The sequence below is a fragment of the Streptomyces sp. NPDC001770 genome (assembly GCF_053596135.1).
In genome coordinates, this window is sequence record NZ_JBSFFN010000054.1 from 1 (window position 1) to 26725 (window position 26725).

At 73.2% G+C, this 26725-nt stretch carries 25 protein-coding genes; 18 read left to right on the forward strand and 7 right to left on the reverse strand.

Annotated features, from left to right (window positions below):
* Positions 1-129: 129 nt before the first annotated feature.
* Together ACWCSV_RS31695 and ACWCSV_RS31700 are read right to left on the reverse strand one after the other, a co-directional pair.
* On the reverse strand, positions 130-411 hold the full coding sequence (locus ACWCSV_RS31695; RefSeq protein WP_358758050.1) for an Lrp/AsnC family transcriptional regulator: 282 nt from the start codon (positions 409-411) through the stop codon (positions 130-132).
* Entirely contained in the window at positions 408-1160 is a 753-nt protein-coding gene (locus ACWCSV_RS31700; protein ID WP_450779684.1) for a rhomboid family intramembrane serine protease, read from the reverse strand. The genes ACWCSV_RS31695 and ACWCSV_RS31700 overlap by 4 nt, the downstream gene beginning before the upstream one ends.
* A 187-nt stretch (positions 1161-1347) precedes the next feature.
* On the opposite strand from ACWCSV_RS31700, the gene ACWCSV_RS31705 reads away from it, so the two are divergent.
* The 5 genes from ACWCSV_RS31705 to ACWCSV_RS31725 all read left to right on the forward strand — a co-directional run bounded on the left by ACWCSV_RS31705 (position 1348) and on the right by ACWCSV_RS31725 (position 6978).
* Positions 1348-1590: a hypothetical protein gene (locus ACWCSV_RS31705; protein WP_327175299.1), complete on the forward strand. Its 243-nt coding sequence runs from the start codon at positions 1348-1350 to the stop codon at positions 1588-1590.
* Between the two features lie 37 nt (positions 1591-1627).
* Positions 1628-2989 (forward strand): NYN domain-containing protein, encoded by a 1362-nt coding sequence (locus ACWCSV_RS31710; protein WP_451148232.1) that lies wholly within the window; start codon positions 1628-1630, stop codon positions 2987-2989.
* Between the two features lie 302 nt (positions 2990-3291).
* On the forward strand, positions 3292-4317 hold the full coding sequence (locus ACWCSV_RS31715) for an NlpC/P60 family protein (RefSeq protein ID WP_451148176.1): 1026 nt from the start codon (positions 3292-3294) through the stop codon (positions 4315-4317).
* A 287-nt stretch (positions 4318-4604) separates the two neighbouring features.
* Positions 4605-5666: an NlpC/P60 family protein gene (locus tag ACWCSV_RS31720; RefSeq protein WP_451148178.1), complete on the forward strand. Its 1062-nt coding sequence runs from the start codon at positions 4605-4607 to the stop codon at positions 5664-5666.
* Positions 5667-5682: 16 nt separating this feature from the next.
* A complete protein-coding gene (locus ACWCSV_RS31725; RefSeq protein WP_451148180.1) occupies positions 5683-6978 on the forward strand; it encodes a hypothetical protein in 1296 nt (431 codons plus the stop codon).
* Here the strand turns inward: ACWCSV_RS31725 and ACWCSV_RS31730 are convergent.
* Positions 6954-8261 carry a glycosyltransferase 87 family protein gene (locus tag ACWCSV_RS31730; protein WP_451148182.1) on the reverse strand — a complete coding sequence of 436 codons (1308 nt, stop codon included), beginning with the start codon at positions 8259-8261 and terminating at the stop codon, positions 6954-6956. The two genes, ACWCSV_RS31725 and ACWCSV_RS31730, sit on opposite strands and share 25 nt — an antisense overlap.
* 151 nt (positions 8262-8412) lie before the next feature.
* Between ACWCSV_RS31730 and ACWCSV_RS31735 the strand changes: the two genes are divergently transcribed.
* Positions 8413-9555: a glycosyltransferase family 4 protein gene (locus ACWCSV_RS31735; protein ID WP_451148184.1), complete on the forward strand. Its 1143-nt coding sequence runs from the start codon at positions 8413-8415 to the stop codon at positions 9553-9555.
* A 65-nt stretch (positions 9556-9620) separates the two neighbouring features.
* Here the strand turns inward: ACWCSV_RS31735 and ACWCSV_RS31740 are convergent, their stop codons facing one another.
* Positions 9621-11417, reverse strand: a complete 1797-nt coding sequence (locus ACWCSV_RS31740; RefSeq protein ID WP_451148186.1) for an AMP-dependent synthetase/ligase — start codon at positions 11415-11417, stop codon at positions 9621-9623.
* Positions 11418-11692: 275 nt separating this feature from the next.
* Here ACWCSV_RS31740 and ACWCSV_RS31745 point away from each other — a divergent pair, with 275 nt between their 5' ends.
* From ACWCSV_RS31745 to ACWCSV_RS31770, 6 genes are all read left to right on the forward strand, one after another.
* Positions 11693-12508, forward strand: a complete 816-nt coding sequence (locus ACWCSV_RS31745) for a metallophosphoesterase family protein (RefSeq protein WP_451148188.1) — start codon at positions 11693-11695, stop codon at positions 12506-12508.
* Between the two features lie 138 nt (positions 12509-12646).
* Positions 12647-13096: an SRPBCC family protein gene (locus ACWCSV_RS31750; RefSeq protein ID WP_451148190.1), complete on the forward strand. Its 450-nt coding sequence runs from the start codon at positions 12647-12649 to the stop codon at positions 13094-13096.
* A 4-nt stretch (positions 13097-13100) separates the two neighbouring features.
* On the forward strand, positions 13101-14399 hold the full coding sequence (locus tag ACWCSV_RS31755; RefSeq protein WP_451148192.1) for an ArsA-related P-loop ATPase: 1299 nt from the start codon (positions 13101-13103) through the stop codon (positions 14397-14399).
* Positions 14400-14516: 117 nt separating this feature from the next.
* Positions 14517-15008, forward strand: coding sequence for a DUF5304 domain-containing protein (locus tag ACWCSV_RS31760; RefSeq protein WP_451148194.1), 492 nt, complete (start codon positions 14517-14519; stop codon positions 15006-15008).
* 74 nt (positions 15009-15082) lie between these two features.
* Positions 15083-16024 carry an ROK family glucokinase gene (locus ACWCSV_RS31765; RefSeq protein ID WP_266703447.1) on the forward strand — a complete coding sequence of 314 codons (942 nt, stop codon included), beginning with the start codon at positions 15083-15085 and terminating at the stop codon, positions 16022-16024.
* A 90-nt stretch (positions 16025-16114) separates the two neighbouring features.
* A complete protein-coding gene (locus ACWCSV_RS31770; protein ID WP_451148197.1) occupies positions 16115-16885 on the forward strand; it encodes an endonuclease/exonuclease/phosphatase family protein in 771 nt (256 codons plus the stop codon).
* 4 nt (positions 16886-16889) lie between these two features.
* On the opposite strand, the gene ACWCSV_RS31775 is transcribed toward ACWCSV_RS31770, so the two are convergent.
* Entirely contained in the window at positions 16890-17567 is a 678-nt protein-coding gene (locus tag ACWCSV_RS31775) for a hypothetical protein (protein ID WP_451148199.1), read from the reverse strand.
* Complete coding sequence (locus ACWCSV_RS31780) at positions 17560-18339, reverse strand: alpha/beta hydrolase (protein ID WP_451148201.1); 780 nt, start codon at positions 18337-18339, stop codon at positions 17560-17562. The genes ACWCSV_RS31775 and ACWCSV_RS31780 overlap by 8 nt, the downstream gene beginning before the upstream one ends.
* Positions 18340-18561: 222 nt before the next feature.
* Between ACWCSV_RS31780 and ACWCSV_RS31785 the strand changes: the two genes are divergently transcribed.
* The 4 genes from ACWCSV_RS31785 to ACWCSV_RS31800 all read left to right on the forward strand — a co-directional run bounded on the left by ACWCSV_RS31785 (position 18562) and on the right by ACWCSV_RS31800 (position 22637).
* Complete coding sequence (locus ACWCSV_RS31785; RefSeq protein ID WP_451148203.1) at positions 18562-19365, forward strand: lysophospholipid acyltransferase family protein; 804 nt, start codon at positions 18562-18564, stop codon at positions 19363-19365.
* A gap of 144 nt (positions 19366-19509) precedes the next feature.
* Entirely contained in the window at positions 19510-20733 is a 1224-nt protein-coding gene (macS, locus tag ACWCSV_RS31790) for a MacS family sensor histidine kinase (RefSeq protein WP_451148205.1), read from the forward strand.
* A gap of 125 nt (positions 20734-20858) precedes the next feature.
* Positions 20859-21503, forward strand: a complete 645-nt coding sequence (locus tag ACWCSV_RS31795; protein WP_451148234.1) for a response regulator — start codon at positions 20859-20861, stop codon at positions 21501-21503.
* A 129-nt stretch (positions 21504-21632) separates the two neighbouring features.
* Complete coding sequence (locus ACWCSV_RS31800) at positions 21633-22637, forward strand: 2-hydroxyacid dehydrogenase (RefSeq protein ID WP_451148207.1); 1005 nt, start codon at positions 21633-21635, stop codon at positions 22635-22637.
* A 72-nt stretch (positions 22638-22709) separates the two neighbouring features.
* Here ACWCSV_RS31800 and ACWCSV_RS31805 read toward each other — a convergent pair whose 3' ends face one another.
* Positions 22710-24605, reverse strand: a complete 1896-nt coding sequence (locus tag ACWCSV_RS31805) for an anthranilate synthase family protein (protein ID WP_451148209.1) — start codon at positions 24603-24605, stop codon at positions 22710-22712.
* A 273-nt stretch (positions 24606-24878) separates the two neighbouring features.
* Between ACWCSV_RS31805 and ACWCSV_RS31810 the strand changes: the two genes are divergently transcribed.
* Entirely contained in the window at positions 24879-26225 is a 1347-nt protein-coding gene (locus ACWCSV_RS31810; RefSeq protein WP_451148236.1) for a class II 3-deoxy-7-phosphoheptulonate synthase, read from the forward strand.
* Between the two features lie 169 nt (positions 26226-26394).
* Positions 26395-26697, forward strand: coding sequence for a (2Fe-2S)-binding protein (locus ACWCSV_RS31815; protein WP_451148238.1), 303 nt, complete (start codon positions 26395-26397; stop codon positions 26695-26697).
* Positions 26698-26725: the final 28 nt, after the last annotated feature.

Genomic DNA, 26725 nt, shown 5'->3' on the forward strand with positions numbered 1-26725 from the left:
GGGCCGTGGCGTCCCCGACCGGGTCACCGCTCTGATCTGCCGGTGACTCCCCGCCCGCATTTCGGCCGGGGACGGGCGGTTGCCCGTCCCCGGCCGAAGTGCTGCCGAGGACCGCGTCGTGAGCGGTGGTTACGCGTCGAGGCCGATGGCGAAGGCGGCTTCCAGGTCGTGCTGGGAGTACGTACGGAAGGCCACGTGCGTGTCCGTGCCCTCGACGCCGGGGATCTTGCTGATCCGGCCGGGGATGACCTCGGCGAGGTCGTCGTGGCGGGCCACCCTGACCATGGCGATCAGGTCGTACGTACCGGTGACCGAGAAGACCTCGCTGACGCTGTCCAGCGCCGCGATGGACTCGGCGATCTCCGGAATCCGGTCGACGCTGGTTTTGATGAGGACGATCGCGGTGATCACGGCTGGCTTTCTCCCTCGGTGGCCGTGGCTGGTGTCTTCACTCTAGCCCCACGCCGGTGGACCCCCCGGGCCAGGACGAATCCGGCGGCGAACCCGGCCACGTGCGCCAGATAGGCCACGCCCGGACCGCTCCCCGCGGTGCGGGCCGCCAGCCACTGGAGGGCGAACCAGAAGAGGAGCACGATCCAGGCGGGGAAGCGGAGCGGCAGGAAGAGGAGGAACGGGAAGATGCTGGTGACCCGTGCCCTGGGGAAGAGGCGGAGGAACGCCCCCAGCACCGCCGAGATGGCCCCCGAGGCGCCGACCAGTGTCTGTTCGGAGTCCGCGTACGCCGCCGCGTAGACCACCAGGGTCAGATAGCCGCAGCCGGTGTAGAAGAGGGCGAAGCCGAGGTGGCCCATCCGCTCCTCGGCCATGGCGCCGAACACGTGCAGGAAGAGCATGTTGCCCAGCAGGTGGAGCCAGCCGCCGTGCACGAAGAGGGCGGTGAACGGGGTGAGCCACGCGTGCGCGGAGCCGTCCCACAGTTCGGCGGGGATCACCCCCCACCTCTCGAAGTAGCCCGCCTGTGCGGCGAGAGCCGCGTCGGCGGTGCCGTAGGAGGGTCCGAACCCGGAGACCGGGCCGGCGAGGAAGACCAGGCAGCACACCGCCATGAGGCCGTACGTGACGGGGGCGCCGCCCGCCGCCGCCGGGAGGCGGAGCCTCCGTACCGCGCCCAGCGGGCCCGCGTCACGCCGTTCGATCATGTACGGAGCATGACGTACCGGGACGGAACGGAACGGGCCGCCTCGCCGTGCCGTCGGCCGGGCGCGAGGCCGTAGGGTTGCCCCAGGACACCCGCAGTTCGACGGCGCACCGCGAGATCCTTGAGGCAGGACAGGACGGGCCTCGTCCGGGACGGCACGAGGCCCGACGACGAATGAGGACGGCACGATGACGACGGTTCCCCAGCCGACCGACGCGACCCGCTGGCGCTGCACGCTCTGCGGAAACCTCACCCGTTTCGACGTGACGCGGTCGTCGAAGGTGGTGGAGTACGTCCATCTCGACCTGGCCGGTGACGCCAGTGTCGAGGAGCGGGAGGTCGTCAGTGAGACGATCGAATCGGTCCGCTGCCGCTGGTGCAGCGCGGTGGACCAGATCGAACTGGTGGACAGGCCAGGTGCCGACTCCTGACGGAGTCGCATCCACGGACATGATGGGGTGACGGATGGTGGAGCAGCCGACCAGCGGCGCTGATCCGGCCGATGGGGCCGACGGCGCCGTCGAGGCGCTCGACCGCCCGCTGCCCGAGGGAGTGCGGCGGCGGGTCGTCTCGCTGGTCTCGGACGCCTTCGGAGGCCTGACGGTCGGCGAACTGCCCGCGCAGCTGCGGCAGTACGCCCGCTTCACCCCGACCCGGCGCGCGAAGTTCGCCGGGAACGCCATGGCCGCCGCGCTGGAGGGCGACGCCCGCTTCCGGGGACGCATCGGGGAGCGGATCGCGGCGGCCCAGCCCGAGCTGGCCCGCGCCCTGGAGGCCGGTGCGCCGCCGGCCGCCGCCGATCCGGTGGACGTCGCCGCCGCCGCGTACGTGCTGCGCCCGGTCGGCTGGGTCAAGCTGGTGCAGGCCGCCGGCGAGGAGGTCCAGCGGGCCACCGCGGAGCGTGCCGACGACGAGAGCCGGCGCGAGACGGAACGTTTGCGCGAGGAACTGGCCCACGCGCGCGGCCAGACGAAGGCCGACACCGAGCGGCTCCGCGCCGAACTGGACGCCGCGCGCAAGGAGTCCGAGTCGCTCCACCGCAAGCTGCGCAGCGCCCTCAGCGAGGTCAAGCGCAGCGAGGCCGCGCTGCGCCGGGCCGCCGCCGAGGCGGACGCGGTACGTGCCGAGGCCGCGGCGCAGGTCTCCCAGGCGGAGAGCGAGACCCGCCGGCTCAAGACCCGCCTGGCGGAGGCCGAGACGGCCGTGGAGGCGAGCCGCAGGGCCGCCCGCGAGGGCCGCTCGGTCGAGGACATGCGGCTGCGGCTGCTGCTGGACACCGTGCTCGACGCCGCCGCGGGGCTGCGCCGCGAGCTCGCGCTGCCCCCCTCGACCTCCCGTCCGGCGGACGGGGTGGACGCGGTCGAGCCGGGCCGGATGTCGCCCAAGGACATTGCCGCGAGGGCGCTTTCGGAGACCGATCCGGCGCTGCTCGACCAGCTGCTGGCGCTGCCGCAGGCACACCTGATCATCGACGGCTACAACGTCACGAAGACCGGCTATCCCCAGATGCCGCTGGAGAAGCAGCGGCTGAGGCTGCTGGGCGGACTGTCGATGCTCGCCGCGCAGACGGGCGCCGAGATGACCTGTGTGTTCGACGGGGCGGAGCTGGCCGTGCCGGTGCTGCTCGCGCCGCCGCGCGGGGTGCGGGTGCTCTTCAGCAAGGCGGGGGTGACCGCCGACGAGCTGATCCGGCAACTGGCCCGTGCCGAACCGCCGGGGCGGCCCGTCGTGGTGGTCTCCACCGACCGGGAGGTGGCGGACGGGGTGGCCAAGGCCGGTGCCCGGCCCGTGGCGTCCGCCTTGCTCCTGAAGCGGCTTTCACGCGTTTAGGGGCGCGTGGGATGATACGAGGTGATGTGCCGCTTTCGGGGAAACGTATCGTCAATTCCCGGCTACGCGCCGTGCGTCGGCGGTGCGGAAACGCCGGGTGTGACGAATTTCTTCCACGGAGGATTTGAACTGATCACAACCAGGTCACTAGGGTCAGGGCTCGAACCTTCGCACGGTTGATCACTCATTCGGGGTGGCGGCGAAGGAACCGCCGAGTCCGTGATGTGCGCGGAGCCGGGTCGTACCGGGTGTTCTGCCCTCCGTCCTGGTAGGCGGCTCTGAGGAAGAAGGAGCTCGCCTTCGTGGCGTCCCACCGTCGACCCAAGCAGCCGAGCCGCACCCGTGTGACCGTGCTCACCGCGACCGCAGCAGCCGCAGTGGCCCTCTCCGCCCAGGCCGCGCACGCCGATCCCAAGCCGACCAAGACCGAGGTCAAGGCGAAGGTCGACAAGCTCTACGGCGAGGCCGAGGCCGCCACCGAGAAGTACAACGGGGCCAAGGAGCAGCAGGAGAAGCTGGAGAAGGAGGTCGACGCCCTCCAGGACAAGGTCGCGCGTGAGCAGGCCGACCTCAACAGCCTCCGCGGCGAACTCGGTTCGCTCGCCACCGCGCAGTACCGCTCCGGTGGCATCGACCCCTCCGTGCAGCTCTTCTTCTCCTCGGACCCGGACAGCTTCCTCGACCAGGCCTCGGCGCTGGACAGCCTCACGGCCAAGCAGGCCGCTTCGCTGGAGAAGATCCAGGCCAAGCAGCGCACCCTCGCCCAGGAGCGCAAGGAGGCCCAGGCGAAGCTCTCCGAGCTCTCCGAGGTCCGCGACGCCCTCGGTGCGAACAAGAAGAAGTACCAGAAGAAGCTCTCCGACGCGCAGGCCCTGCTGAACACCCTCACCGCCGCCGAGCGCCAGAGGATGGCCGACGAGGACGCGCGCGCCAGCCGGTCTGCGGGCACCCGCGTCGACCTGGGCAACGAGGTCCCCGCCTCCGCCCTCGGCGCCTCCGCCCTCGCCAACGCCGCGACGCAGATCGGCAAGCCGTACGTCTCCGGCGGTACGGGCCCCAGCTCGTTCGACTGCTCGGGCCTCACGCAGTGGGCCTACGCGCAGGCCGGTGTCGCGATCACCCGCACCACGTACACCCAGATCAACCAGGGCACCCAGATCGGCCGCAGCCAGCTGAAGCCGGGCGACCTGGTGTTCTTCAACAACACCGAGCACGTGGCCCTCTACGCGGGCAACAACACGGTGCTGCACGCCCCGCACCCCGGCGCGTACGTCCGCTACGAGTCGATGAACACCATCGGCAGCTTCCAGGTCGGCGTCCGCATCTGACGGCCGGTACCTGACGCCCGGTAGCCGGCACCCGGTGTCCGCGCCCGGTGTCCGACGCCCGAACGGGCGAATCGGTTCGCCCCCGCACGACGCCCCGCCCCGACGGAGACCCAGGTCACCGCCGGGGCGGAGTGGTTTCGCCTCTCGCGCCCCCCGGCCGGTCCTTGGTCACCGTGTAACCGGGCGATTACTGTCTGTCTGCTGTGCGGCTCCCGTCCGTCGTCCCACCCGTCCCGGGTGGCAGGGGGCCGCGTGCGTACGCGCGCAGCGGAAGGAGTGCGGCTCCCGTGGTGTCCCATCGCCGTCCCACCCAGTCCGGCCTCAACCGGGGCGTCCGCGCCACGGTCCTCACGGCGGCCGCGGCGAGCGCCGCCGCCGGCCTCACCGGGGCCCCGGCGAGCGCGGCGGCCCCGCACGACCGGGATGCCACCAGGGCGCGCGTCGACCAGCTGTACCGCGAGGCGGAGCAGGCCACCGAAGGGTTCAACCGGGCCGGCGAGGAGACCGGCCGGCTCCGCGACGAGGTCGCCCGCGCCCAGGAGGCCGCCGCCCGTACCCGGGACGCCCTCAACGGGATGCGCGGGGGCCTCGGAGCCATCGCCGGGGCGCAGTACCGCGAGGGCGCCCTCGATCCCACCCTGGCCCTGCTCTTCTCCTCGGACCCGGACACCTTCCTCGACCGGGCCGCGACCCTCGACCGGCTCGGCGCCCGCCAGGCGCTCGCGCTCGACAAGCTCCGCCGCACCCGCCAGAAGCTCGACCAGATCCGTGCCGAGGCCGCGGACGACCTGCGGGACCTGGAGCGCAGCCGCGCCGCCGTGGCCCGCCACAAGCGCACCGTCGAATCCAAGCTCGCCGAGGCCCGCCGGCTGCTGGCCGCCCTTCCCCCCGGGCAGCGCGCCGCCCACGACGGCCGCGCGTCCCGCTCCGGCCGCCCCGCCGGCCCGGGCGGCACCGGGGATCTGGACGCCCTCCGGTCGGCCGCCGCCGGCCTCCCCGGCTCGGCGAGGGCCCTCGCCGCCCTGGCCGCCGCCCAGCAGGCGCTCGGCCGCCCTTACGTCTGGGGAGCCAACGGCCCCAGCGGCTTCGACTGCTCCGGGCTCATGCAGTGGGCCTACGCCCGCGCGGGCGTCAGCCTGCCCCGCACCTCCCAGGCCCAGCGGTACGCGGGCCGCATGGTGCCGCTCTCCCAGGCGCTCCCCGGCGACCTGGTCGCCTACCGGGCGGACGCCAGCCACATCGCCATGTACGCCGGGAACGGCCAGGTCATCCACGCCCCGTACCCCGGCGCCGCGGTCCGCTACGACCCCGTCGGCATGATGCCCGTCTCCTCGGTCACCCGGGTCTGACCGTACGATCGGCTGAATGGCAGAACAGGCGGCACCCCGGCCCGGCGCGCGGCGGGACCGCCCCCGCACCCGGCCCCGTATCCGGCGTGCGGCGGGCGTCCCGTCCGTCGCGCTGCTGCTGGCCGGGCTGCTGGCCGCCGGGGGGTGCGCCGCCCCCGGCCGCTCGGCGGACTCCGCCACCGCCGGGGAGATCACCGCGGTCCTGGACCGGCGGGCCGCCGCCGTGCTGCACCACGACACAGCCGCCTACCTGGCCGTGGTGGACCCGGACGCCGCCGCGCTGCGTACCGCCCAGCGCACCTCACTGGCCGACCTGGCCCAGGTACCGCTGCGGTCCTGGACGTACACGGTGAAGTCGATGACCCCGAGGGGCACCGGCCGGGTCACCGCCGACGTCGAGCTGGACTACCGCGTCGCGGGCTTCGACACCGCCCCCGCGACCGCCCGCCGCACCCTGGAGCTCGCCCGGGAAGGCTCCGGCGGGTCCTGGTACCTCACGGCCGACCGGCCCGCGAAGGACGCGGCCGTACCGCTCTGGGACCAGGGCCCGGTGACCGCGGTGCACGGCACCCACAGCCTCGTCCTCGGCGTCGGCCGCCCGGCGGAGGAGCTGCGCGAGATCGCGGAGACCGCCGACCACGCGGTCCCGGCCGCCTCCGCCGCCTGGCCGGACACCTGGGCGGCGCGGGTGGTCTACCTCGTCCCCGCCTCCACCGGGGCCATGGCGGAGCTCCTCGGCTCGCCGGCCGGTACCTACCGGGGGATAGCGGCCGTCACCACCGGCGCGGTCGCCGGCGGGAACGGTCGGCCGGGCCTCGCCGACCGGGTCGTCGTCAACCCGGAGGCGTACGCCGGCCTCGGCACCTTCGGCCGCCGGGTCGTCCTCACCCACGAGACCACGCACGTGGCCACCCGGACATCCACCACCCCCGCCACCCCGCTCTGGCTCTCCGAGGGGTTCGCCGACTGGGCCGCGTACCGGCAGGAGGACCGTACGGCCGACGAGATCGCGCCCGAACTCGCCACCGCGGTCCGCTCCCGGGACCTGCCCGCCGCGCTTCCCGCGGACGACGACTTCGCCTTCGACCGGGACGCGGACGCACTGGCGCGGGCGTACGAGGGCGGCTGGCTCGCCTGCGAGCTGGTCGCCGAGGAGTGGGGCGAGGACGCGCTCACCGACCTGTACCGGGCGGTGGGGGCGCACGACGGGCGCGAGGGGGCGGTGGACACCGCGACGGAGAAGGTCCTCGGCATCGGCGAGCGGGAGTTCACCACCCGCTGGCGCGACTACCTCACCGAGCGGCTCGGCTGAGGCACCGGCGCCTCCGCCTCCGTGCCGGTCTCCGCCGAGCCGGTCCCGGCCGCTGTTCCGGTCTCCGCCCGAGTGCCGCCCGCCGCCGGGGGGCCGGCCGGGGCCACCACCGGCCGCGTCCCGCGCCACAGCCGTACCGCCGCGACCACCGTCGCCGCGACCAGCAGGCCGTTCCGTACGAGGAGCAGGGCCACGCCCGTGCCGTCGCCCGCCACCACGTGCCCGAAGCCCAGCGGGAACTCCAGGAAGGTCACCGGGCAGGCGACCAGGACCAGGCAGGCGGGCAGGCCCGACCGGCTGCCCGGGAGGACCAGGCAGACCGCCGCGAGACCGACCAGCCACACCAAGTACTGCGGGCTGATCACCCGGCTCGTCGTCGTGAACAGCAGCACCGCCGTGAACGCCGCGTCCGCCGCGGTGTGCGCCGCGAAGGCACGCGCCCGCAGCCGCCACACCAGCAGCCAGCCGAACCCCGCCGCGCTCAGTCCCAGGGCCAGCGCCGACACCAGCTCCACCCGGGGGCCGAGGAACTCCATCGAGCCGTAGTGCAACTCGATCCACCCCGGCCAGCCCGCCCACCGCGCCAGATGCAGCACCACCCCGCCCAGCGACTCGATCTCGGTGCCCCGGTCCCGCTGGTACGCGAGGAACGCGAACGCGCCCGGCATCGTCAGCCAGAACCCCGCCGCCAGCGCCCCGGCCGCCACCACCGCCGCCGACCACGCGCGGCGGGTCACTTGCCCCGGGGCCGTCCCCACCAGCACCAGCACCGGCCACACCTTCAGCAGCGCCCCGAACGCCGCCAGCGCCCCCAGCACCCTCGGCCGGCGCACCCCGGCCAGCAGCCCCGCCACCGCGAGGGCCGTCACCATCAGGTCGTACCGGGCGTAGACGGTCGGGCCCAGCAGCGGTACGCCCGCCACCCAGACCCAGGCGCCCGCGCGCCGCGCACCGGGCCGCGAACCCGCCCGCAGCAGCAGCCCCAGCACCACCGCGTCGCAGACCAGCACGAGCACGTGGAACGCCGTCGGGTACTCCAGGAACGGCAGCAGCGCGGGGGCCAGGACCGGCAGCGCCGCCGCTGGCGGGTACTGCCAGGTGACGTCGCCCGCGGGGAAGGTGCCGGTGCGCAGCACCTCGTACCAGCCGTGGTAGATCACCGAGACGTCCACGGTGACGTCGGGACCCGGGACCGTCACCACCTTCAGCACGCAGAGCAGCAGCGCCGCCCTGGTCACCGTCCAGACCGCGAGGACCCCGCGCGTGCCGGCCCGTCCCGTCATGGCTCTTCCGCTCCTCGTGCCGTACGTCCGGTCAGCCATGATGCCGGGCCCCGCTGTGCGGGGGACCGAGGCGCGGCCGGAGGCAGGCCGCCGGGGCTGACAGGACACGGGGAGGTCCGTGCGCGGGGCGGGTCCGTTACTGTCGGCGGCGATGGACAAGACCTTGATCGTGACCAACGACTTCCCGCCCCGCCCCGGTGGCATCCAGGCCTTCCTGCACAACATGGCGCTGCGGCTGGACCCCGGACAGCTCGTCGTCTACGCCTCCACCTGGAAGCGGAGCGAGGAGGGCGTACGGGCCACCGCCGACTTCGACGCCGAGCAGCCCTTCACCGTCGTCCGCGACCGCACGACGATGCTGCTGCCCACCCCCCGGGTCACCCGGCGCGCGGCAGGGCTGCTGCGGGAGCACGGCTGCACCTCCGTCTGGTTCGGAGCCGCCGCCCCGCTCGGCCTGATGGCCCCCGCGCTGCGCCGGGCCGGGGCCCGCCGGCTCGTCGCCACCACCCACGGCCACGAGGCCGGCTGGGCCCAGCTCCCCGCCTCCCGGCAACTACTGCGCCGCATCGGGGAGGGCACCGACACGATCACGTACCTCGGTGAGTACACCCGGTCCCGGATCGCCGCCGCGCTCACCCCCGATGCGGCCGGCCGCATGGTCCAGCTCCCGCCCGGCGTCGACGAGAAGACCTTCCACCCGGCGTCCGGCGGCGACCGGGTCAGGGCCCGGCTGGGGCTCACCGACCGGCCCGTCGTCGTCTGCGTCTCCCGGCTGGTGCCGCGCAAGGGCCAGGACACGCTGATCCTCGCCATGCCCGCGATCCTGGCCCGCCACCCCGACACCGTGCTCCTGATCGTCGGCGGCGGCCCGTACGCCAAGGACCTGGAGAAGCTCGCCGCCGAGACCGAGGTGAGCCGCTCCGTACGCTTCACCGGCTCCGTGCCCTGGGAGGAGCTCCCCGCGCACTACGGCGCCGGCGACGTCTTCGCCATGCCCTGCCGGACCCGGCGCGGCGGCCTCGACGTGGAGGGCCTCGGCATCGTCTACCTGGAAGCCTCGGCGACCGGGCTGCCGGTGGTGGCGGGCGACTCCGGCGGGGCGCCCGACGCGGTCCTGGACGGCGAGACCGGCTGGGTGGTGCGCGGCGGCGACGCCGAGGACACCGCCGACCGGATCATCACCCTGCTCGGCGACGCGGAGCTGCGCCGCCGCATGGGGGAGCGGGGACGGGAGTGGGTCGAGGAGAAGTGGCGCTGGGACCTGCTCGCCGAGAAGCTCCGCACGCTGCTCTGACCTCGCGGTACGACGAAGCGGGGCTCGCACGCGCGTGCGGGCCCCGCTTCGCCGTACCGTCCGGATCAGCCGCCGTAGATCGACTCGATCTCGTGGGCGAAGTCCTTCGCGACGACGTTCCGCTTCAGCTTCAGCGAGGGCGTGATGTGTCCTGCCTCCTCGGTGAACTGGGCATCCAGGACACGGAACTTGCGCACCGACTCCGCCTTGGAGACCGCCGCGTTCCCGTCGTCCACCGCCCGCTGGATCTCCGCCAGCAGCCCGGCGTCCTCGCGCAGTGAGCGCGCCGTCGAACCGGCGGGCCTGCCGTGCTCCTCGGCCCAGCGGCCGAGGAACTCCTCGTCCAGGGTGACCAGCGCGCCGACGAACGGACGCCCGTCGCCCACCACCATGCACTCGGCCACCAGGGCATGGGCGCGGATGCGGTCCTCGATCACGGCGGGGGCGACGTTCTTGCCGCCCGCCGTCACGATGATCTCCTTCTTGCGGCCGGTGATCGCGAGGTAGCCGTCCTCGTTCAGCGTGCCGATGTCACCGGTGTGGAACCAGCCGTCCGCCAGCGCCTCGGCGGTCGCCGCCTCGTTCCCCCAGTATCCCGCGAACAGATGCTCACCGTGGAGCAGGACCTCGCCGTCGTCGGCGATCCGCACCACGGAACCGGGCAGCGGCTGGCCGACCGTACCGATCTTCGGCCGGTCCCAGGGGTTGAAGGCGGTGGCCGCACAGCTCTCGGTGAGGCCGTAGCCCTCCAGGACGGTGAAGCCGATGCCCCGGTAGAAGTGGCCGAGCCGCTCGCCGAGCGGGGCGCCGCCGGAGATCGCGTACTCGCCGCGGCCGCCGAGGACCGCGCGGAGCTTGCCGTAGACGAGCTTGTCGAAGAGCTTGTGCGTCAGCCGCAGGCCGAGGGAGGCGCCCTTCGGGGTGCTCAGAGCCTGGCTGTAGGCGATGGCCGTCGACGCGGCGCGGTCGAAGATCCGGCCCTTGCCGTCGCCCTGCGCCTTGGCGCGGGCCGCGTTGTAGACCTTCTCGAAGACGCGCGGCACCCCGAGGATCAGCGTCGGCCGGAACGCGGCCAGCTCGTCGGTGAGGTTCTTGATGTCCGGTACGCAGCCGAGCTTGATCGGCGCCATCACGGCCGCCACCTCCACCAGCCGGCCGAAGACGTGCGCGGCGGGGAGGAAGAGCAGCACCGAGCACTCGCCGGTACGGAAGAGGGGCTTCAGCCGCTCCACGACGTTGCCGCACTCCGCGAAGAAGCTGCGGTGGGTGAGCACGCAGCCCTTGGGGCGGCCGGTGGTCCCGGAGGTGTACACGATGGTGGCCGGATCGTCGGCCTTCGCCGCGGTCGTCCGCTCGTCCACGGTCTCCTCGGAGACCTCGGCTCCGGCGGCGTTCAGCTCCTCCACCGCGCCCCGGTCGATCTGCCAGACCTGCTTGAGCTCCGGCAGCCGCCCCTGGACCGAGGCGACCGAGGCGGCGTGGGCGTCGCTCTCCACGATCACCGCCACCGCGCCGGAGTCACCGAGGATCCACTGGATCTGCTCGGGCGAGCTGGTCTCGTACACCGGTACGGTCACCGCGCCCGCGGTCCAGATGGCGAAGTCGAGGAGGACCCACTCGAAGCGGGTGCGCGACATCAGGGCGACCCGGTCGCCCGGCTGCACCCCGGCCGCGACGAGGCCCTTGGCGGCGGATCTGACCTCGGCCAGGAACTGGGTCGCGGTGACGTCCGTCCACACACCGGCCACCTTGCGGCTCATCACCGCGGTGGCGGGATGCTGAGCGGCGTTGCGGCGGATGAGATCGGTCAGGTTGCCGTCCGTGGGGACCTCGTACAGGGCCGGAAGGCTGAACTCGCGCAAGACTGCTGCTCCTCATCGGGCTCCGGTGCCACGGCTCTGTGTGACGCACCGGAAGCGGTCCACGATTGGCAGGTGCTCAGTGGGGTGAGCACGACTGGACTGCCCGGACGTTACCCACCGGTACAGCTTCCGGATAGAGGAGCAGGACAGATGTCTTATGCATCACATACAGAGGCCGTCGTTCCGGGAACCCTAGACCACCGGTCTCCGGACTCGGAAGTAACCGCAGGTCCGACGCCCTGTTCAGGCCACAGGGGGCTGGCTAGGGTGATCTCATGCGTGCAGGAGAAAAGGGAGCGACGGGCACCCCGGTGGCCGCTCGCTCCACCACCCGCGTCCACGTGGTGAGCGACGTACACGGCAACACCGAGGCGCTGGCCCGCGCGGGCGACGGCGCCGACGCCCTGATCTGCCTCGGCGACCTGGTGCTCTTCCTCGACTACGCCGACCACTCGCGCGGCATCTTCCCCGACCTCTTCGGCGTGGAGAACGCCGACCGCATCGTGGCCCTGCGCACCGCCCGCCGCTACGAGGAGGCCCGCGACTTCGGCCGCGAGCTCTGGGCGGGCATGGACCGAAACGCCGCCATCCTCGGCGCGGTCCGCAAGCAGTACGCGGAGATGTTCGCGGCCATGCCGACCCCGACGTACGCCACCTACGGCAACGTCGACGTCCCCACCCTCTGGCCCGAGTACGCCGGACCCGGCACCACCGTCCTGGACGGCCAGCGCGTCGAGATCGGCGGCCGCGTCTTCGGCTTCGTCGGCGGCGGGCTCAGGACCCCGATGAACACCCCGTTCGAAATCAGCGACGAGGAGTACGCCGCCAAGGTGGAGGCGGTCGGCGAGGTCGACGTCCTGTGCACCCACATCCCGCCCGAGGTGCCGGAACTCGTCTACGACACCGTCGCCCGCCGCTTCGAACGCGGCAGCCGCGCCCTGCTGGACGCCATCCGCCGCACCCGCCCCCGGTACGCCCTCTTCGGCCACGTCCACCAGCCGCTGGCCCGCCGGATGCGGATCGGCGCGACCGAGTGCGTCAACGTCGGCCACTTCGCTTCCACCGGCCGGCCGTGGGCGCTCCAGTGGTGAGAGCGGCCGGACCGGGCGGTGGTGAGAGCCGTCCGCCTGGTGAGAGCCGCCGGACACCCCCTCGCGCACACGCGATAGCCTGCACCCGGCAGGCTCCTGCCGAGAATGGACCGGCACAGCGCATGGAGGGCCACGGCGATGGCTGAACACACCAGCTCGAGCATCACGATCGAGGCGGCACCGGCCGACGTGATGAGCGTGATCGCCGACTTCGCCCGCTACCCGGAGTGGACCGGCGAGGTGAAGGAGGCCGAGGTGCTGGCCACCGACGACCAGGGCCGCGCCGAACAGGTCCGCCTGGTCCTCGACGCCGGAGCCATCAAGGACGACCACGTCCTCGCCTACACCTGGAGGGGCGACGACGAGGTCAGCTGGAGCCTCGTCAAGTCCCAGATGCTGCGGTCCCTCGACGGCACCTACGCGCTGGCGCCCCTCGCCGGCGGCGAGCGCACCGAGGTCACCTACCGCCTCGCCGTCGACGTCAAGATCCCGCTCCTCGGCATGATCAAGCGCAAGGCGGAGAAGGTCATCATCGACCGCGCGCTCGCCGGTCTGAAGAAGCGCGTCGAGTCCGCCCCGCAGGGCTGACCCGGTGCGCACGGTCCTGGTCACCGGGCCCGGCGGCGCCGGCACCACCACCGTCGCGGCGGCCACCGCACGGGCCTCGGCCCGGGCCGGCCGCCGCACCCTGCTGGTCACCCGCGATCACGTACCCGGCTTCCCGGACGACCCCGGGCCCGTCGCAGCCGACGAGCTGCTGGACCACGCGCGCACCGACCCGGCCGCCCACTTCCGCACCGAGCTCCTCGCCCTCCAGGAACGCGCCTCCGCCGCCTTCGACCTCCTCGGCGCCGGGCGCATGGACGCCGAGGAACTCACCGAACTCCCGGGAAGCGCCGAACTCGCCCTCCTGCACACCCTGCACCGGGCCGCCTCCGGCGACTGGTCAAAGGCCGGGTACGACACCCTCGTCGTCGCCCTGCCGCCTCTGACCGAGGCCGTCGCCCTGCTCGCCCTCCCCGGCCAGCTCCGCCGCTACCTGCGCCGGCTGCTGCCCCAGGAACGGCAGGCCGCCCGCGCGCTGCGCCCGGTGCTCGCCCAGCTCGCCGGGGTCCCGATGCCCGCGCAGTGGCTGTACGCGGCCGCCGCCCGCAAGGACACCGAACTCGCCGAGGTCGAGGCGCTGATCGAAGACCGCTCCACCACCCTCCGGCTGGTCGCCGAGCCCGGACCCGCCGCCGAGGACGCCCTCCGCGCCGCCCGCACCGGCTTCGCGCTGCACGGCCTGCGCACCGACCTGCTGGTCGCCAACCGGGTACTGCCGCGCCACTCCGCCGACCCATGGTTCGCCGGTCTCGCCGCCCAGCAGGAGAAGACCCTCGCCCGCTGGTACGAGGACCACGAGGACCGGGCGCCCCGGCCCGGCGTGGGCCCCGCCGCCGGCGAGGCGTCGTACGAATCGTCGCGCGAGGAGCTGTACGAGGCCCCCCACCTCGGCCACGACCCCCGCACCGCCGAGGACCTGGACCTGCTCGGGATTCCCGCCCCCGACGACCGCCCGGCAGGCCGCGCCGACGCCCCCTGGTGGACCGAACGGGCCCCCCGGGACGGAACCGACGAAACCGACAGCACCGACGGAACCGACGGCCGCGAAGGTTCCGGGGGACCCGAGGGCTTCGTCTGGTGCCTGCCGCTGCCCGGTGCGGTCAAGTCCGGTCTGCGGCTCGTGCGCCGCGGGGACGAGATCCTCCTCGCAGTCGGCCCCTACCGCCGCAGCGTGCGCCTGGAGCCGGCGCTCCGCCGCTGCACCGTCTCCGGGGCCGCCCTCCGCGATGGCGTGCTGCGCGTCCGTTTCACCCCGGACCCGTTGCTCTGGCCGCGCACGCCCTGACGGGTCCTGTCGGCCACTTTGGCCACGCTGCCGAGCCGGCCGCCGCGCTGCCCCTGAACGGACGACCTCCGTTCGGGTACCGTCGGTAGTACGTCATCCGCGTCGCAGGAGCCCGCCATGAGTGAAGCCACCGATCGTCCCGCCGACGGCGACGCGTGGGCCGACGCCTGCGCCGAGGACCTGGAGGCCGAGAAGGCCCGCCGCCGCGCCACCTACGGGCCGCCGCCCGCCTCCGCCGCCGAGGAGCTGCGCAAGCTGGTCGACGCGGTGGCCGGGAAGCTCGGCGCGTTCTCCTCGCCGCTGCTCGGCACCGCCGCCCAGGGCGCGGTGCAGCAGGTCATCCAGCAGGCCAAGTCGGCGGTCGAACCGGTCATCGAGCGCAATCCGGAGATCTTCGACCACCTCGCCGCCGCGGGCAACGAGCTGCTGGCCGCGTACCGTTCCGCGGTCGAAGGCCAGGAGGGCCGCTGGACGCGGACCACCGAAGGCGCCTCCGGCGGAGCCCGCCGTCCCGCCGACACGCCCGGCCAGGCCGCCGACGACCCCTCCGACCCCCGCGACCGGCCCTCGGACGGGCCGTCGGCGAGCGAACACATCGACCTGGACTGAGCCCTGGCCGGAAATTCCGGCTCCCTTCTCGGGTACGGTTGACCCAGCGGGGCTCGACCGGAACTGAGGGATTCATGGGACTCACCATCGGCGTCGATATCGGCGGCACGAAGATCGCGGCTGGAGTGGTCGACGAAGAGGGCCAGATCCTCTCGATGTTCAAAGTACCGACCCCGCCGACGGCCTCGGGCATCGTCGACGCCATCTGCTCGGCCGTGGACGGTGCGCGCGAGGGCCACACCATCGAAGCGGTCGGCATCGGCGCGGCCGGATACGTCGACGACAAGCGTGCGACCGTGCTCTTCGCACCGAACATCGACTGGCGCCACGAGCCGCTCAAGGACGAGGTCGAACAGCGTGTCGGCCTCCCCGTCGTCGTCGAGAACGACGCGAACGCGGCGGCCTGGGGCGAGTACCGTTTCGGCGCGGGCAAGGGCCACGACGACGTCATCTGCATCACGCTCGGCACCGGCCTCGGTGGCGGCATCATCATCGGCAACAAGCTGCGGCGCGGACGCTTCGGCGTAGCGGCCGAATTCGGCCACATCCGAGTCGTCCCGGACGGCCTGCTCTGCGGCTGCGGCAGCCAGGGCTGCTGGGAGCAGTACGCCTCCGGCCGCGCCCTGGTGCGGTACGCCAAGCAGCGCGCCAACGCGACGCCGGAGAACGCCGCCGTCCTGCTGTCGCTCGGCGACGGCACGGTCGAGGGCATCGAGGGCAAGCACATCAGCGAGGCCGCCCGCCAGGGCGACGCGGTGGCCATCGACTCGTTCCGCGAGCTGGCCCGCTGGGCCGGCGCGGGCCTGGCCGACCTGGCCTCCCTCTTCGACCCGTCCGCCTTCATCGTCGGCGGCGGCGTCTCCGACGAGGGCGAGCTGGTCCTGGACCCGATCCGCAAGTCGTTCCGCCGCTGGCTGATCGGCGGCGAGTGGCGTCCGCACGCCCAGGTCCTCGCCGCCCAGCTCGGCGGCAAGGCCGGACTGGTCGGCGCCGCCGACCTGGCCCGCCAGGGCTGAGCTCGGCACCCGACCGCACCACGCGCGATCCGAACGGACGCCCGCCGCGCCCCCAGGGGCACGGCGGGCGTCCGTCGTATCGTGGCCCGCATGGTTCTGACGCCGCTGCCCGACTCCCGTACCGAGGAAGACGGTTCGGCCGTCGTCCGCGTCCTCAGCTACAACATCCGCTCGCTGCGCGACGACCCCGCGGCCCTGGCCCGCGTCATCCGCGCCTGCGCCCCCGACCTGGTCTTCGTCCAGGAGGCGCCGCGCTTCTTCCGCTGGCGCAAGGCCGCCGCCCGGCTCGCCGCCGCGACCGACCTGGTCATCCTCTCCGGCGGCGCCACCGCCGCCGGCCCCCTGCTGCTCTGTTCCCTGCGCGCCACCGTCGAACGCACCGAGGACGTCCTGCTGCCGCGCACCCCCGGGCTGCACCGCAGGGGCTTCGCGACGGCGGTGGTACGGATCGCCGGAACCCGGCTCGGCGTGGTCAGCTGCCATCTGAGCCTGCGGCCGGACGAACGCCTCGCCCAGGCCCGGGCGCTGCTGGAGCGGGTGGAGGCGATGGGCGTCGGGCACGCCGTGGTGGGCGGCGACCTGAACGACGTACCGGCCGGGGACGCCTTCCGGCTGCTCGCCGGGCGGCTCAACGACGGCTGGGAGGTACGGCCCTGGGGAGGGGAGCACAGCTTCCCGTCCGACGGGCCGGTACGCCGCATCGACGCCGTCCTCACCACGGACGGCATCGAGGTCCTCGGCTGCGGGGTCCCGGCCGGGCTCCCCGGCATCGGCGACGCCGATCTGCGGGCGGCCACGGACCATCTGCCGGTCCTGGCCGCCCTGCGGGTGCCCGCCGCTCACGAGGGCGACGAGGCCTGACGGTTCAGACGACGGCGCCGTGCCCCGGGTCGCCCAGGTCCTCGTCGTCGTCGTGCGGCATCCGCGCCACCAGCGTCGCGCAGCCGCCGAGGAACCCGCCGATGCAGACGGTCGTCAGCCACCAGGTCATCTCCCAGCCCAGCAGCACCGCGAGGAGCAGCAGCACCGGACCGCCGACCACCCCGAGCCAGGCGAACTTGGACGTGGCGTCCGCCTCCGGGAGCGGCGGCGGCTCCGGCGGCACGAAATGCCCCTCGGGGTCGTCGTCGTCCTCGTCGTCGGCGCCGCCGGAATCCGCGTCCGGCAGCACGTGGTCGCGGGGACCGCCGACGCCGGGGGCGAAGACCACCGAACTGCCCAGCCCGCTCTTGCCGTTGCCCTTGTCCGCCGGGGCCTCGGGCCGGTCCTCGTCGTCCAGAACGTTGATCAGGTCCTCGTCCGGCAGGGCGAGGTCCTCCACCGGCTTGAACGGCTTGGCGCCCGGCGGGTCCGGCGGCTCCTCGCCGTACCCCGCGACGATCGCGGCCCAGGCGGCCTCCTCGTCCAGCGGGCGCACCTCGTCCCGGGGCACGCCGGCGGGGCGCGCCTCGTCCGTACTCCCGGGCGCGGCCGTCTGCCCCTCCGCCTGCGGCGGTTCGCGCTCCTCGTCACTGCCCGTGCGGTCCGCGTCCTGCTCAGCCACCGGACGTACCCCCCTTCTCCGCGACTCCGGATGCGAGACGGGCGAGGAACCGGTGGCTCTCGTCGAAGATCCGCTCCGCGTCATGGTCCAACGTCGCGACGTGGTAACTCTGTTCCAGCAGCACCTCCTCGACGTCCCGCGAGGACACCCTGCTGAGGATGCGGGCCGTGTCGGCGGGCGGCACCACGTGGTCCTGCGAGCTGTGCAGCAGCAGCACCGGCTGCGTCACCTGCGGGAGTTCGGCGTCGACGATCCGCAGGAACCGGCGCAGCGAGTGGGCGGAGTGCAGCGGGACCCGGTCGTAGCCCACCTCGTGCGCACCCTCCAGGGCGATGTCCCCGGCCAGCCCGTTCGTCGTACGGACGAGGTGGCGGGCGACCGGCAGGGCGTACGCGGACAGGCCGTGCACCTTGTTCGCCGGGTTGACGAGCACCAGCCCGCCGATCGCGTCGCCGTGCCGCGCGGCCAGCCGCAGAGCCAGCGCCCCGCCCATGGAGAGGCCGAAGACGAAGACCCGCGCGCACCTCTCCCGCAGCACCCGCAACTCCCGGTCCACCTCGGCGTACCAGTCCTGCCAGCCGGTGACCGCCATGTCCTCCCACCGGGTGCCGTGTCCCGGCAGCAGCGGCAGCGACACGGTGTACCCGCGCGCGGCGAGGTGGTCGGCCCACGGGCGCAGCGACTGGGGCGATCCGGTGAAGCCATGACAGAGGAGGACGCCGACCTCTCCGCCCTCGTGGCGGAACGGCTCGGCTCCAGGGAGGACCGGCACCGGTGACTCCTGTTCGTGAGGCTGGGCTCGGGCGGGGGAGTGCGTGGGGGCTTGCGAGGGGGCGTACGGGGCACCCGCGAGAAGAATGACTTCACCGTACGCGACCGGGCCGACACCGACCAGGGCCGTCGCGCCTCGGGCACGGGGCAGCCCGCGCACCGTGCGGCAACGGCGGCCCGCGCGCGGGTAAGGTCGTGGCACAGGACACAGGAGGCACCCGAGTTGATCTACGGCGCGATGCACTTCTCCCTCGGGGGGTCCCTGAAGCTCGCCTTCAGGCCATGGGTCGAGGGACTGGAGAACATCCCCCTCACCGGTCCGGCGATCCTCGCCAGCAACCATCTGTCCTTCTCCGACTCCTTCTTCCTGCCGGCCGTCCTGGACCGCAAGGTCACCTTCATCGCCAAGGCCGAGTACTTCACCGCGCCCGGAGTGAAGGGGAAGCTCACCGCGGCCTTCTTCAAGGGCGTCGGCCAGCTGCCCGTCGACCGCTCCGGGGCCAGGGGCGCCGGTGAGGCCGCGATCCGCGCCGGCATCAAGGTGGTCGAGGACGGCGGGCTCTTCGGCATCTACCCCGAGGGCACCCGCTCGCCGGACGGCCGCCTCTACCGGGGCAAGCCCGGCGGCCTGGCCCGGGTGGCGCTGGCCACCGGCGCGCCCGTCATCCCGGTCGCGATGATCGACACGGAGAAGATCCAGCCGCCCGGCCAGGTGATCCCCAAACTCCTGCGGCCCGGCATCCGGATCGGCAGGCCGCTGGACTTCTCCCGCTACCAGGGCATGCAGGGCGACCGGTTCATCCTGCGTTCACTGACGGACGAGGTCATGTACGAAATCATGAAGCTCTCCGGGCAGGAGTACGTGGACGTCTACGCGACGGCCGCCAAGCGCCGGATCGCCGACGAGGCCAGAGCGGCCGCCCAGGAACAGAAGCAGGCCGCCCAGGAACAGAAGCAGGCCGCGCTGGAGCAGAAGCAGGCGGCGCGGGACGAGAAGCGGTCGACGCCGGAACCGCCCGCGCGGTAGCGGGCGTCGCCGGGGACGACCGGCGAAGGCGCCGGGCGGCGGCGGGTGTTCGCGGCGGCGAGGTTTCGTGGCAGCGGGTGTCCGCCGCGGCGGTGGAGAGAGAAGGTCCGGCCGACGGGGGCGCGGGCCGCGGGGGTGGGGGAGATGGCCGGGCGCGAGCGGGTCGTACGGATGTCGGTCGAGCAGCCGCTGTGGCGCGCGCTGACCGGATACCGGGTGCTGACGACGGTCTACGCCCTGGCACTGGCCGTCCTGGGGCGTGCGGATTTCGAACGGCCCGCGGTGGCCTTCGGGTTCCTCGCCGTGATGGCGGTGTGGACGCTGGTCACCCTGCCCCGGGTCGCCAACGCGGCCAGTTGCACACGGCCGTTCCTCGGTGCGGACCTGGTGGTCGCGCTCGTCGGCATCCTGCTCACCCCGGTCGCCGATCTCGACGCCCACCACGTCGACGGATCGACCCTGCCGTCGATCTGGACCGCCGGGGCGGTGCTGGCCTTCGCACTGAAGGGCGGCTGGCGGTGGGCCGCCTTCGCGTCCACGCTCGTGGCGGCCGCCAACCTCGTCGAGCGCGCCGAGCCCAGCCGGGACACCCTCCACAACGTCCTGCTGGTCTGGGTCGCCTCGATAGCGATCGGCTACGTCGTCGAGGTCGCCCGCGCCAGTGAACGCACCCTCGCCCGCGCTCTGGAGATCGAGGCCGCGACCCGCGAGCGGGAGCGGCTGGCCCGGGACATCCACGACAGCGTGCTCCAGGTCCTCGCCATGGTCCAGCGCCGGGGCACCGCGCTCGGCGGTGAGGCCGCCGATCTGGGCCGGATGGCCGGGGAGCAGGAGATCGCCCTGCGCACCCTCGTCTCCAGCGGTCTGGTGCCCACCACCCGGGTCTCCGAGGACTCCGCACTGGGTGCCGTCGTCCGTACCGTCACGGCGGAGGAGTCGCCCGCCGACGCCCCCGACATCGATCTGCGGACCCTGCTCGCCCCGCACGCGGGCTCCCGGGTCAGCCTCGCGGAGCCCGGCGCCCCGGTCCTGATGCCGCCCCGCGCGGCGCGGGAGCTCGCCGCCGCCACCGGAGCCGCCCTGGACAACGTGCGGGCCCACGCCGGGCAGGACGCGCAGGCGTGGATTCTGGTCGAGGACGAACCCGGCGAGGTGGTCGTCACGGTCCGGGACGACGGACCGGGCATCCCGGACGGGCGGCTGGCCGAGGCCGAGGGCGAGGGCCGGCTCGGCGTGGCCCTCTCCATACGCGGTCGGCTGCGCGACCTGGGCGGCACGGCCGAGGTGATCTCGGTGCCGGGCCAGGGCACCGAAGTCGAGTTGAAGGTTCCGAAGGTCCCACGGGGGAAGGCAGGATCGATCCGATGAGTACACCGACAGCACCGGGCACACCGGACAGAACGAGCGCACCGGCGGCACCGGGCGCACCGAGCGGGGCGGGCGCCCCGGGGCCACCGCCGCAGACCCGCGCCGACGGCACGGTCATCAAGGTCATGGTGGTGGACGACCACCCGATGTGGCGCGACGCCGTCGCCCGCGACCTGGCCGAGTCCGGCTTCGACGTCGTCGCGACCGCCGGTGACGGCCCGGGGGCCGTCCGCCGTGCCCAGGCGGTCCGGCCCGACGTCCTCGTACTCGACCTGAACCTGCCGGGCCTGCCCGGGGTCCAGGTCTGCAAGGAGCTGGTGGCGCACCATCCCGGACTGCGGGTGCTGGTGCTCTCCGCCAGTGGCGAGCACGCCGACGTGCTGGAGGCGGTGAAGTCCGGGGCCACCGGTTATCTGCTGAAGTCCGCCAGCACCCGGGAGCTGATCGAGGCGGTCCGCTCGACCGCGGTCGGCGACCCGGTCTTCACCCCGGGGCTGGCCGGACTGGTGCTCGGCGAGTACCGCAGGCTCGCCTCCGACCCGGCCCCGGCGGCCCCCGACGACCCGAAGGCGCCGCGCCTGACCGACCGCGAGACCGAGGTGCTCAGGCTGGTCGCCAAGGGACTGTCGTACAAACAGATCGCCGAGCGCCTGGTGATCTCGCACCGCACGGTCCAGAACCACGTCCAGAACACCCTCGGCAAGCTCCAGCTGCACAACCGGGTGGAGCTGGTCCGGTACGCCATCGAGCGCGGCCTCGACGACGTGTGAGCCGTGTCCGGCGGGCCGGCCGGGGCGGGTCCGCGCCCCGGCCGCCGCCGAGCGGCGAGCCCGGTCACCCGGCCGTATATTCGCGGTGACCGGGTCATGTGCCGTACCGCAGCACCAACGGGAGACGTCGTGGAAATCCTGGCATTCGGTGTGCAGGCCGACGAGAAGCCCCTGATCGAGAAGGCGTTCGCCGGGAAGCACGAGGTCCGCTGTCTGGAGGTGTTCCTCACCCCGGACACGGCTGCCCTCGCCGCGGGGTACGAGGTGATCTCCACCAGCGTCAACGCGGATCTCGGCGCCCAGGTGCTCCGGACCCTGGCGGCCGGCGGCACCCGGATGATCGCCCAGCGGTCCACCGGCTTCAACAACATCGACCTGGAGGTCGCCGGGTCGCTCGGCCTGCGCGTCGCCCGGGTCTCCTACTACTCGCCCTACTCCGTCGCAGAGTTCGCGTGGACGCTTGCGATGGCCGTGAACCGCAAGGTCATCCGCGCCGCGACCCGCACCCGCGACTTCGACTTCCGGCTCGCCGGGCTCCTCGGCCGGGACATGCACGGCCGCACGGCCGGGGTGATCGGCACCGGCAAGATCGGTGAGGCGTTCACCCGGATCGCCCACGGTTTCGGCATGAACCTGCTCGGCTGGGACGTCGCCGAGAACCCCGCCTGCGTGGAGCTGGGCATGCGGTACGTCGAGAAGGACCAGCTCTTCGCCGAGGCCGACCTCATCAGCCTGCACGTCCCCCTGCTGCCCGCCACCCACCACCTCATCGACCAGCGGGCCATGGCGCTGATGAAGCGCGACGCGATCCTCGTCAACTCCAGCCGGGGCGGCCTGGTCGACACCCGCGCCCTGGTCACCGAACTCCGCGCGGGCCACTTCCTCGGCGTCGGCCTCGACGTGTACGAGGAGGAGGCCGGGCTCTTCTTCCTGGACAAGTCGCTGGAGGGCATCGACGACGACACCCTCGCCCGCCTGCTGACCTTCCCGAACGTCCTGGTCACCTCGCACCAGGCGTACTACACCGAGGACGCGGTCGGCCAGATCATCGACGCCACCGCCGCCAACGTCGACGACTACCTCTCCGGACGCCGCAGTGACAACGTCCTGGTGCCGGCGGCCCCGGAGAAGTGAGCGAGCCCGGGACGGGAGCCGGTGCCCCGCCCCGGGCACCGGCTCCCGCGCGTCCAGCCGGGTACCGCGCGTTCAGCCGCGTACCGGCAGCCCTGCCAGCAGTTCGGTGACGATCGCCGAACCCCGCAGCGTCAGCACCGACTCCGGGTGGAACTGCACCGAGGCGAACCCCTCGCCGCGCAGCGCGTACAGCTCACCGGTGGCCGCGTCCCGGCTCACCTCGATGCCGTGCGCGCCCAGCTCGGCGGTGGCGGCGTCGTCGCACCGCGCCGCGAAGCTGTTGTAGAACCCCACCGTCTCCGGCCGGCCGAACAGCTCGATCCGCGTCTGCGCCCCCTGATGGGGCACCGCCTTGCGCACCACCTCCAGCCCCAGCTCCGCCGCGATCAGCTCATGGCCCAGGCACACGCCGAGCAGCCCGTCCCGGTGGTCGCGCACCAGCTCGGCCGCGACCGAGCGCAGCAGCACCATCTTGGCGTCGGTGGCATCGCCCGGGTTGCCCGGCCCGGGGCCCAGCACCACCGGCCCCCGGTGCGCCCGGACGGTCTCCCGCAACGCCGGGGCGTCGAAACGGAGCACCGACACGTCGAGGCCCGAGGCGCGCAGCAGGTGAGCCAGCATGGAGGTGAAGGTGTCCTCGCCGTCCACCACCAGCGCGTGGCCCGACATCGCCCGGGCCGGCTCCTGCATCCGCAGCCAGAACGGCGCCAGCCCGCCCCGCCGGTCGTCCAGCGCCGACTGCACCCGGGGATCGGTGGCCAGCTGCGGCCCGGTCCGCTCCCGCGGCCGCCGCCCCGGCCGCACCCCGAGAGCGGCCAGCACGCCCGCCGCCTTGGCGTGGGTCTCGGCGACCTCGCCGTCCGGGTCCGAGTGGCGTACGAGGGTGGCGCCCACCGCCACCGCGAGCGTGCCGTCCGCCGCGATGTCGGCGGTACGGATCAGGATCGGCGAGTCGAGGGTCTGGGCGCCGTTCGCGTCCCGGCGCAGCAGCGCCAGCGCACCGCTGTAGTAGCCGCGCCCGGCGGGCTCGTACCGCCGGATCACCCGGCACGCGTTCTGCACCGGGGAGCCGGTGACGGTCGCCGCGAACATGGTCTCCTTCAGCACCTCCCGCACGTCCAGCGTCGACTTCCCGCGCAGCTCGTACTCGGTGTGGGCGAGATGCGCCATCTCCTTCAGGCGCGGCCCGACCACCACCCCGCCCATGTCGCCGACCGTGCACATCATCTTCAGTTCCTCGTCGACCACCATGGAGAGCTCCTCGGTCTCCTTGCGGTCGGCGAGGAAGTCCAGCAGGCTCTCGACGGTCGGGCCCTGTTCCGGGTAGCGGTACGTCCCGCTGATCGGGTTCATCACCACCGTGCCGCCGGACATCCGGACGTGGACCTCCGGGCTGGCGCCGACCAGGGTGCGCCCCCGCGGGCCGCCGGTGTGCACCACGAACGTCCAGTACGCGCCGCGTTCGCCCTCCAGCAGTCTGCGGAAGAGCGCCAGCGCGTCCGCCCGGCCGTAGCCGGGGATCTCGCCCCGGAAGGTGCGCCGGATCACGAAGTTCGCGCCCTCGCCCTGCCCGATCTCGTCCTCGATCACCCGGCGGACGATCCCCGCGTACTCCTCGTCCGGCACGTCGAACGCGCCGCCCGTCACCCTTACCTCGTGCGGAGGCAGCGCCGCCAGCACCTCGGCGAACGGCAGCTCGTACGACGCGTCGGCGACCAGCACCGCGAGCGGCGTCCCGTCGTCGGTCACCTCGAAGCCCCGCTCGGCGATCTGCCGGTAGGGCACCAGGGCCAGCGAGGGCAGTTCGCCCACCGGCAGGTCGGCGAGGTGTGCCACCTCCCGGACCTCGCCGGTCAGTACCTCGACGGTGTCGTGGTCGCGGCCGGGCGTGCGGCGGCGCAGCAGGGCGAACGGCGGGGCGTCGTCCTGGAGGAGACGGCGGACGAGAGAGGCGGCACGGTGCGGCATGAGCGTTCCTTCCAAGGGGTTTCCAAGGGATTTCCCAGGGGAGGAACCGCTCCGCGAAAGCAGAAAAGGCCGCCCCTCGGGGCGGCCTTCGCGAAATGTTCAGCGCGAACTGTCAGCGGGCCGCCGTCGAGCGGGCCACCACCAGTTCCGGGTCGTGTGCGTGAACATGCCGCGATACTAGCGCCACAGCGCACGATCATGCGAGCAATCGTCTCAACTGTTGAGCGACCGGATGGACGCAGCCCGTGACCCCGTAGGCTGGTGCCCGTGACCGTGAACGCCAATACCTCCGTCGCCGGTGGCAACACCTGGCGAGACCTTCCCGCGGCGCAGCAGCCCGAGTACCCCGACTCCGAGGCGCTGCGCGATGTACTCGCGGACCTCGCGTCGTATCCGCCGCTCGTCTTCGCCGGCGAATGCGACCAGCTGCGCACCCGCATGGGAGCCGTCGCCAAGGGCGAGGCGTTCCTGCTGCAGGGCGGTGACTGTGCCGAGGCCTTCGACGCCGTGTCCGCCGAACACATCCGGGCCAAGCTGAAGACGCTGCTCCAGATGAGCGCCGTCCTGACCTACGCGGCTGCCGTCCCGGTCGTCAAGGTGGGCCGGATCGCCGGGCAGTACTCCAAGCCGCGCTCCAAGCCGACCGAGACCCGCGACGGGGTGACCCTCCCGACGTACCGCGGGGACTCCGTCAACGGCTTCGCCTTCACCGAGGCCGCCCGCATCCCGGACCCCCAGCGCCTGAAGCAGATGTACCACGCGTCCGCTTCGACGCTGAACCTCGTCCGCGCCTTCACCACCGGCGGCTACGCCGATCTGCGCCAGGTGCACGCGTGGAACCAGGACTTCGTGCGCTCGTCCCCCTCGGGGCAGCGCTACGAGGCGCTGGCCCGCGAGATCGACAACGCCATGAACTTCATGAAGGCCTGCGGCACCGACCCGGCCGAGTTCAAGGCGGTCGAGTTCTACGCCTCGCACGAGGCGCTGCTGCTGGACTACGAGACGGCGCTGACCCGCACCGACTCGCGCACCGGCGAGCTGTACGACACCTCCGGCCACATGGTGTGGATCGGTGAGCGCACCCGCCAGATGGACGGCGCGCACATCGAGTTCGCGTCGAAGATCCGCAACCCGATCGGCATCAAGCTCGGTCCGACGACCACCGTCGACGAGGCGCTCAGCTACGTCGACCGCCTGGACCCCGAGCGCGAGCCCGGCCGGCTGACCTTCGTCGTCCGCATGGGCGCCGACAAGGTCCGCGACAAGCTCCCCGAGCTGGTCGAGAAGGTCACCGCCTCCGGCGCGGTCGTCGCCTGGGTCACCGACCCGATGCACGGCAACACCTTCGAGGCCGCCTCCGGCCACAAGACGCGCCGCTTCGACGACGTCCTGGACGAGGTCAAGGGCTTCTTCGAGGTGCACAAGGGCCTGGGCACCCACCCGGGCGGCATCCACGTCGAGCTCACCGGCGAGGACGTCACCGAGTGCGTCGGCGGCGGCCACGAGATCCTCGTGGACGACCTGCACCAGCGCTACGAGACCGCCTGCGACCCGCGGCTCAACCGCAGCCAGTCGCTCGACCTGGCCTTCCTCGTCGCGGAGATGTACCGCGACCAGTAGGCCGCAGGCCCCGGAAGAGGCCCGCACCGACGCGCCCGTGGGGCACGGATCCATGTGATCCGTGCCCCACGGGCGTTCCGGGGCTTTTGCCCACCCGGTCCGATGGGTAAGGTTAGGTTTGCCTCACCGCGTCGGAGGGGTGCTCGCACACTTCCGGGAGGTGAACCGCATGTACGTCTGCTCCTGCTTCGGCGTCACCGAACAGCAGGTGAAGCAGCATGCGGAGGCCGGGGCCTGCACCCCCCGGCAGATCGCCTCCGCCTGCAAGGCCGGCACCGACTGCGGTGGCTGCGTCCGCCGCATCCAGGCGCTGCTGGGCCGGGGCGAGTGCCCGCGCCGCGAGCCGCTGGAGCGCCGCGCCGACCTGTCGGCCACGTCGGTGGGGCCGTCGGCCGCCTCGGTGGCTCCCTCGGCCGATCCGCTCGCCGCCGCGGTGAGCACGCCGGCCGCCGCGTTCCCCGAAGCCGCCTGACCGGAGCCGTAGGCGCACCGCCGTCGGC

Coding starts and splice junctions, on each gene's coding strand:
- ACWCSV_RS31745 (WP_451148188.1), top strand. CDS start 11,693: ATGCGTGCAGGAGAAAAGGGAGCGACGGGCACCCCGGTGGCCGCTCGC.
- ACWCSV_RS31725 (WP_451148180.1), top strand. CDS start 5,683: ATGGCAGAACAGGCGGCACCCCGGCCCGGCGCGCGGCGGGACCGCCCC.
- ACWCSV_RS31765 (WP_266703447.1), top strand. CDS start 15,083: ATGGGACTCACCATCGGCGTCGATATCGGCGGCACGAAGATCGCGGCT.
- ACWCSV_RS31735 (WP_451148184.1), top strand. CDS start 8,413: ATGGACAAGACCTTGATCGTGACCAACGACTTCCCGCCCCGCCCCGGT.
- ACWCSV_RS31795 (WP_451148234.1), top strand. CDS start 20,859: ATGGTGGTGGACGACCACCCGATGTGGCGCGACGCCGTCGCCCGCGAC.
- ACWCSV_RS31760 (WP_451148194.1), top strand. CDS start 14,517: ATGAGTGAAGCCACCGATCGTCCCGCCGACGGCGACGCGTGGGCCGAC.
- ACWCSV_RS31700 (WP_450779684.1), bottom strand. CDS start 1,160: ATGATCGAACGGCGTGACGCGGGCCCGCTGGGCGCGGTACGGAGGCTC.
- ACWCSV_RS31750 (WP_451148190.1), top strand. CDS start 12,647: ATGGCTGAACACACCAGCTCGAGCATCACGATCGAGGCGGCACCGGCC.
- ACWCSV_RS31730 (WP_451148182.1), bottom strand. CDS start 8,261: ATGACGGGACGGGCCGGCACGCGCGGGGTCCTCGCGGTCTGGACGGTG.
- ACWCSV_RS31805 (WP_451148209.1), bottom strand. CDS start 24,605: ATGCCGCACCGTGCCGCCTCTCTCGTCCGCCGTCTCCTCCAGGACGAC.
- ACWCSV_RS31705 (WP_327175299.1), top strand. CDS start 1,348: ATGACGACGGTTCCCCAGCCGACCGACGCGACCCGCTGGCGCTGCACG.
- macS (WP_451148205.1), top strand. CDS start 19,510: ATGGCCGGGCGCGAGCGGGTCGTACGGATGTCGGTCGAGCAGCCGCTG.
- ACWCSV_RS31770 (WP_451148197.1), top strand. CDS start 16,115: ATGGTTCTGACGCCGCTGCCCGACTCCCGTACCGAGGAAGACGGTTCG.
- ACWCSV_RS31815 (WP_451148238.1), top strand. CDS start 26,395: ATGTACGTCTGCTCCTGCTTCGGCGTCACCGAACAGCAGGTGAAGCAG.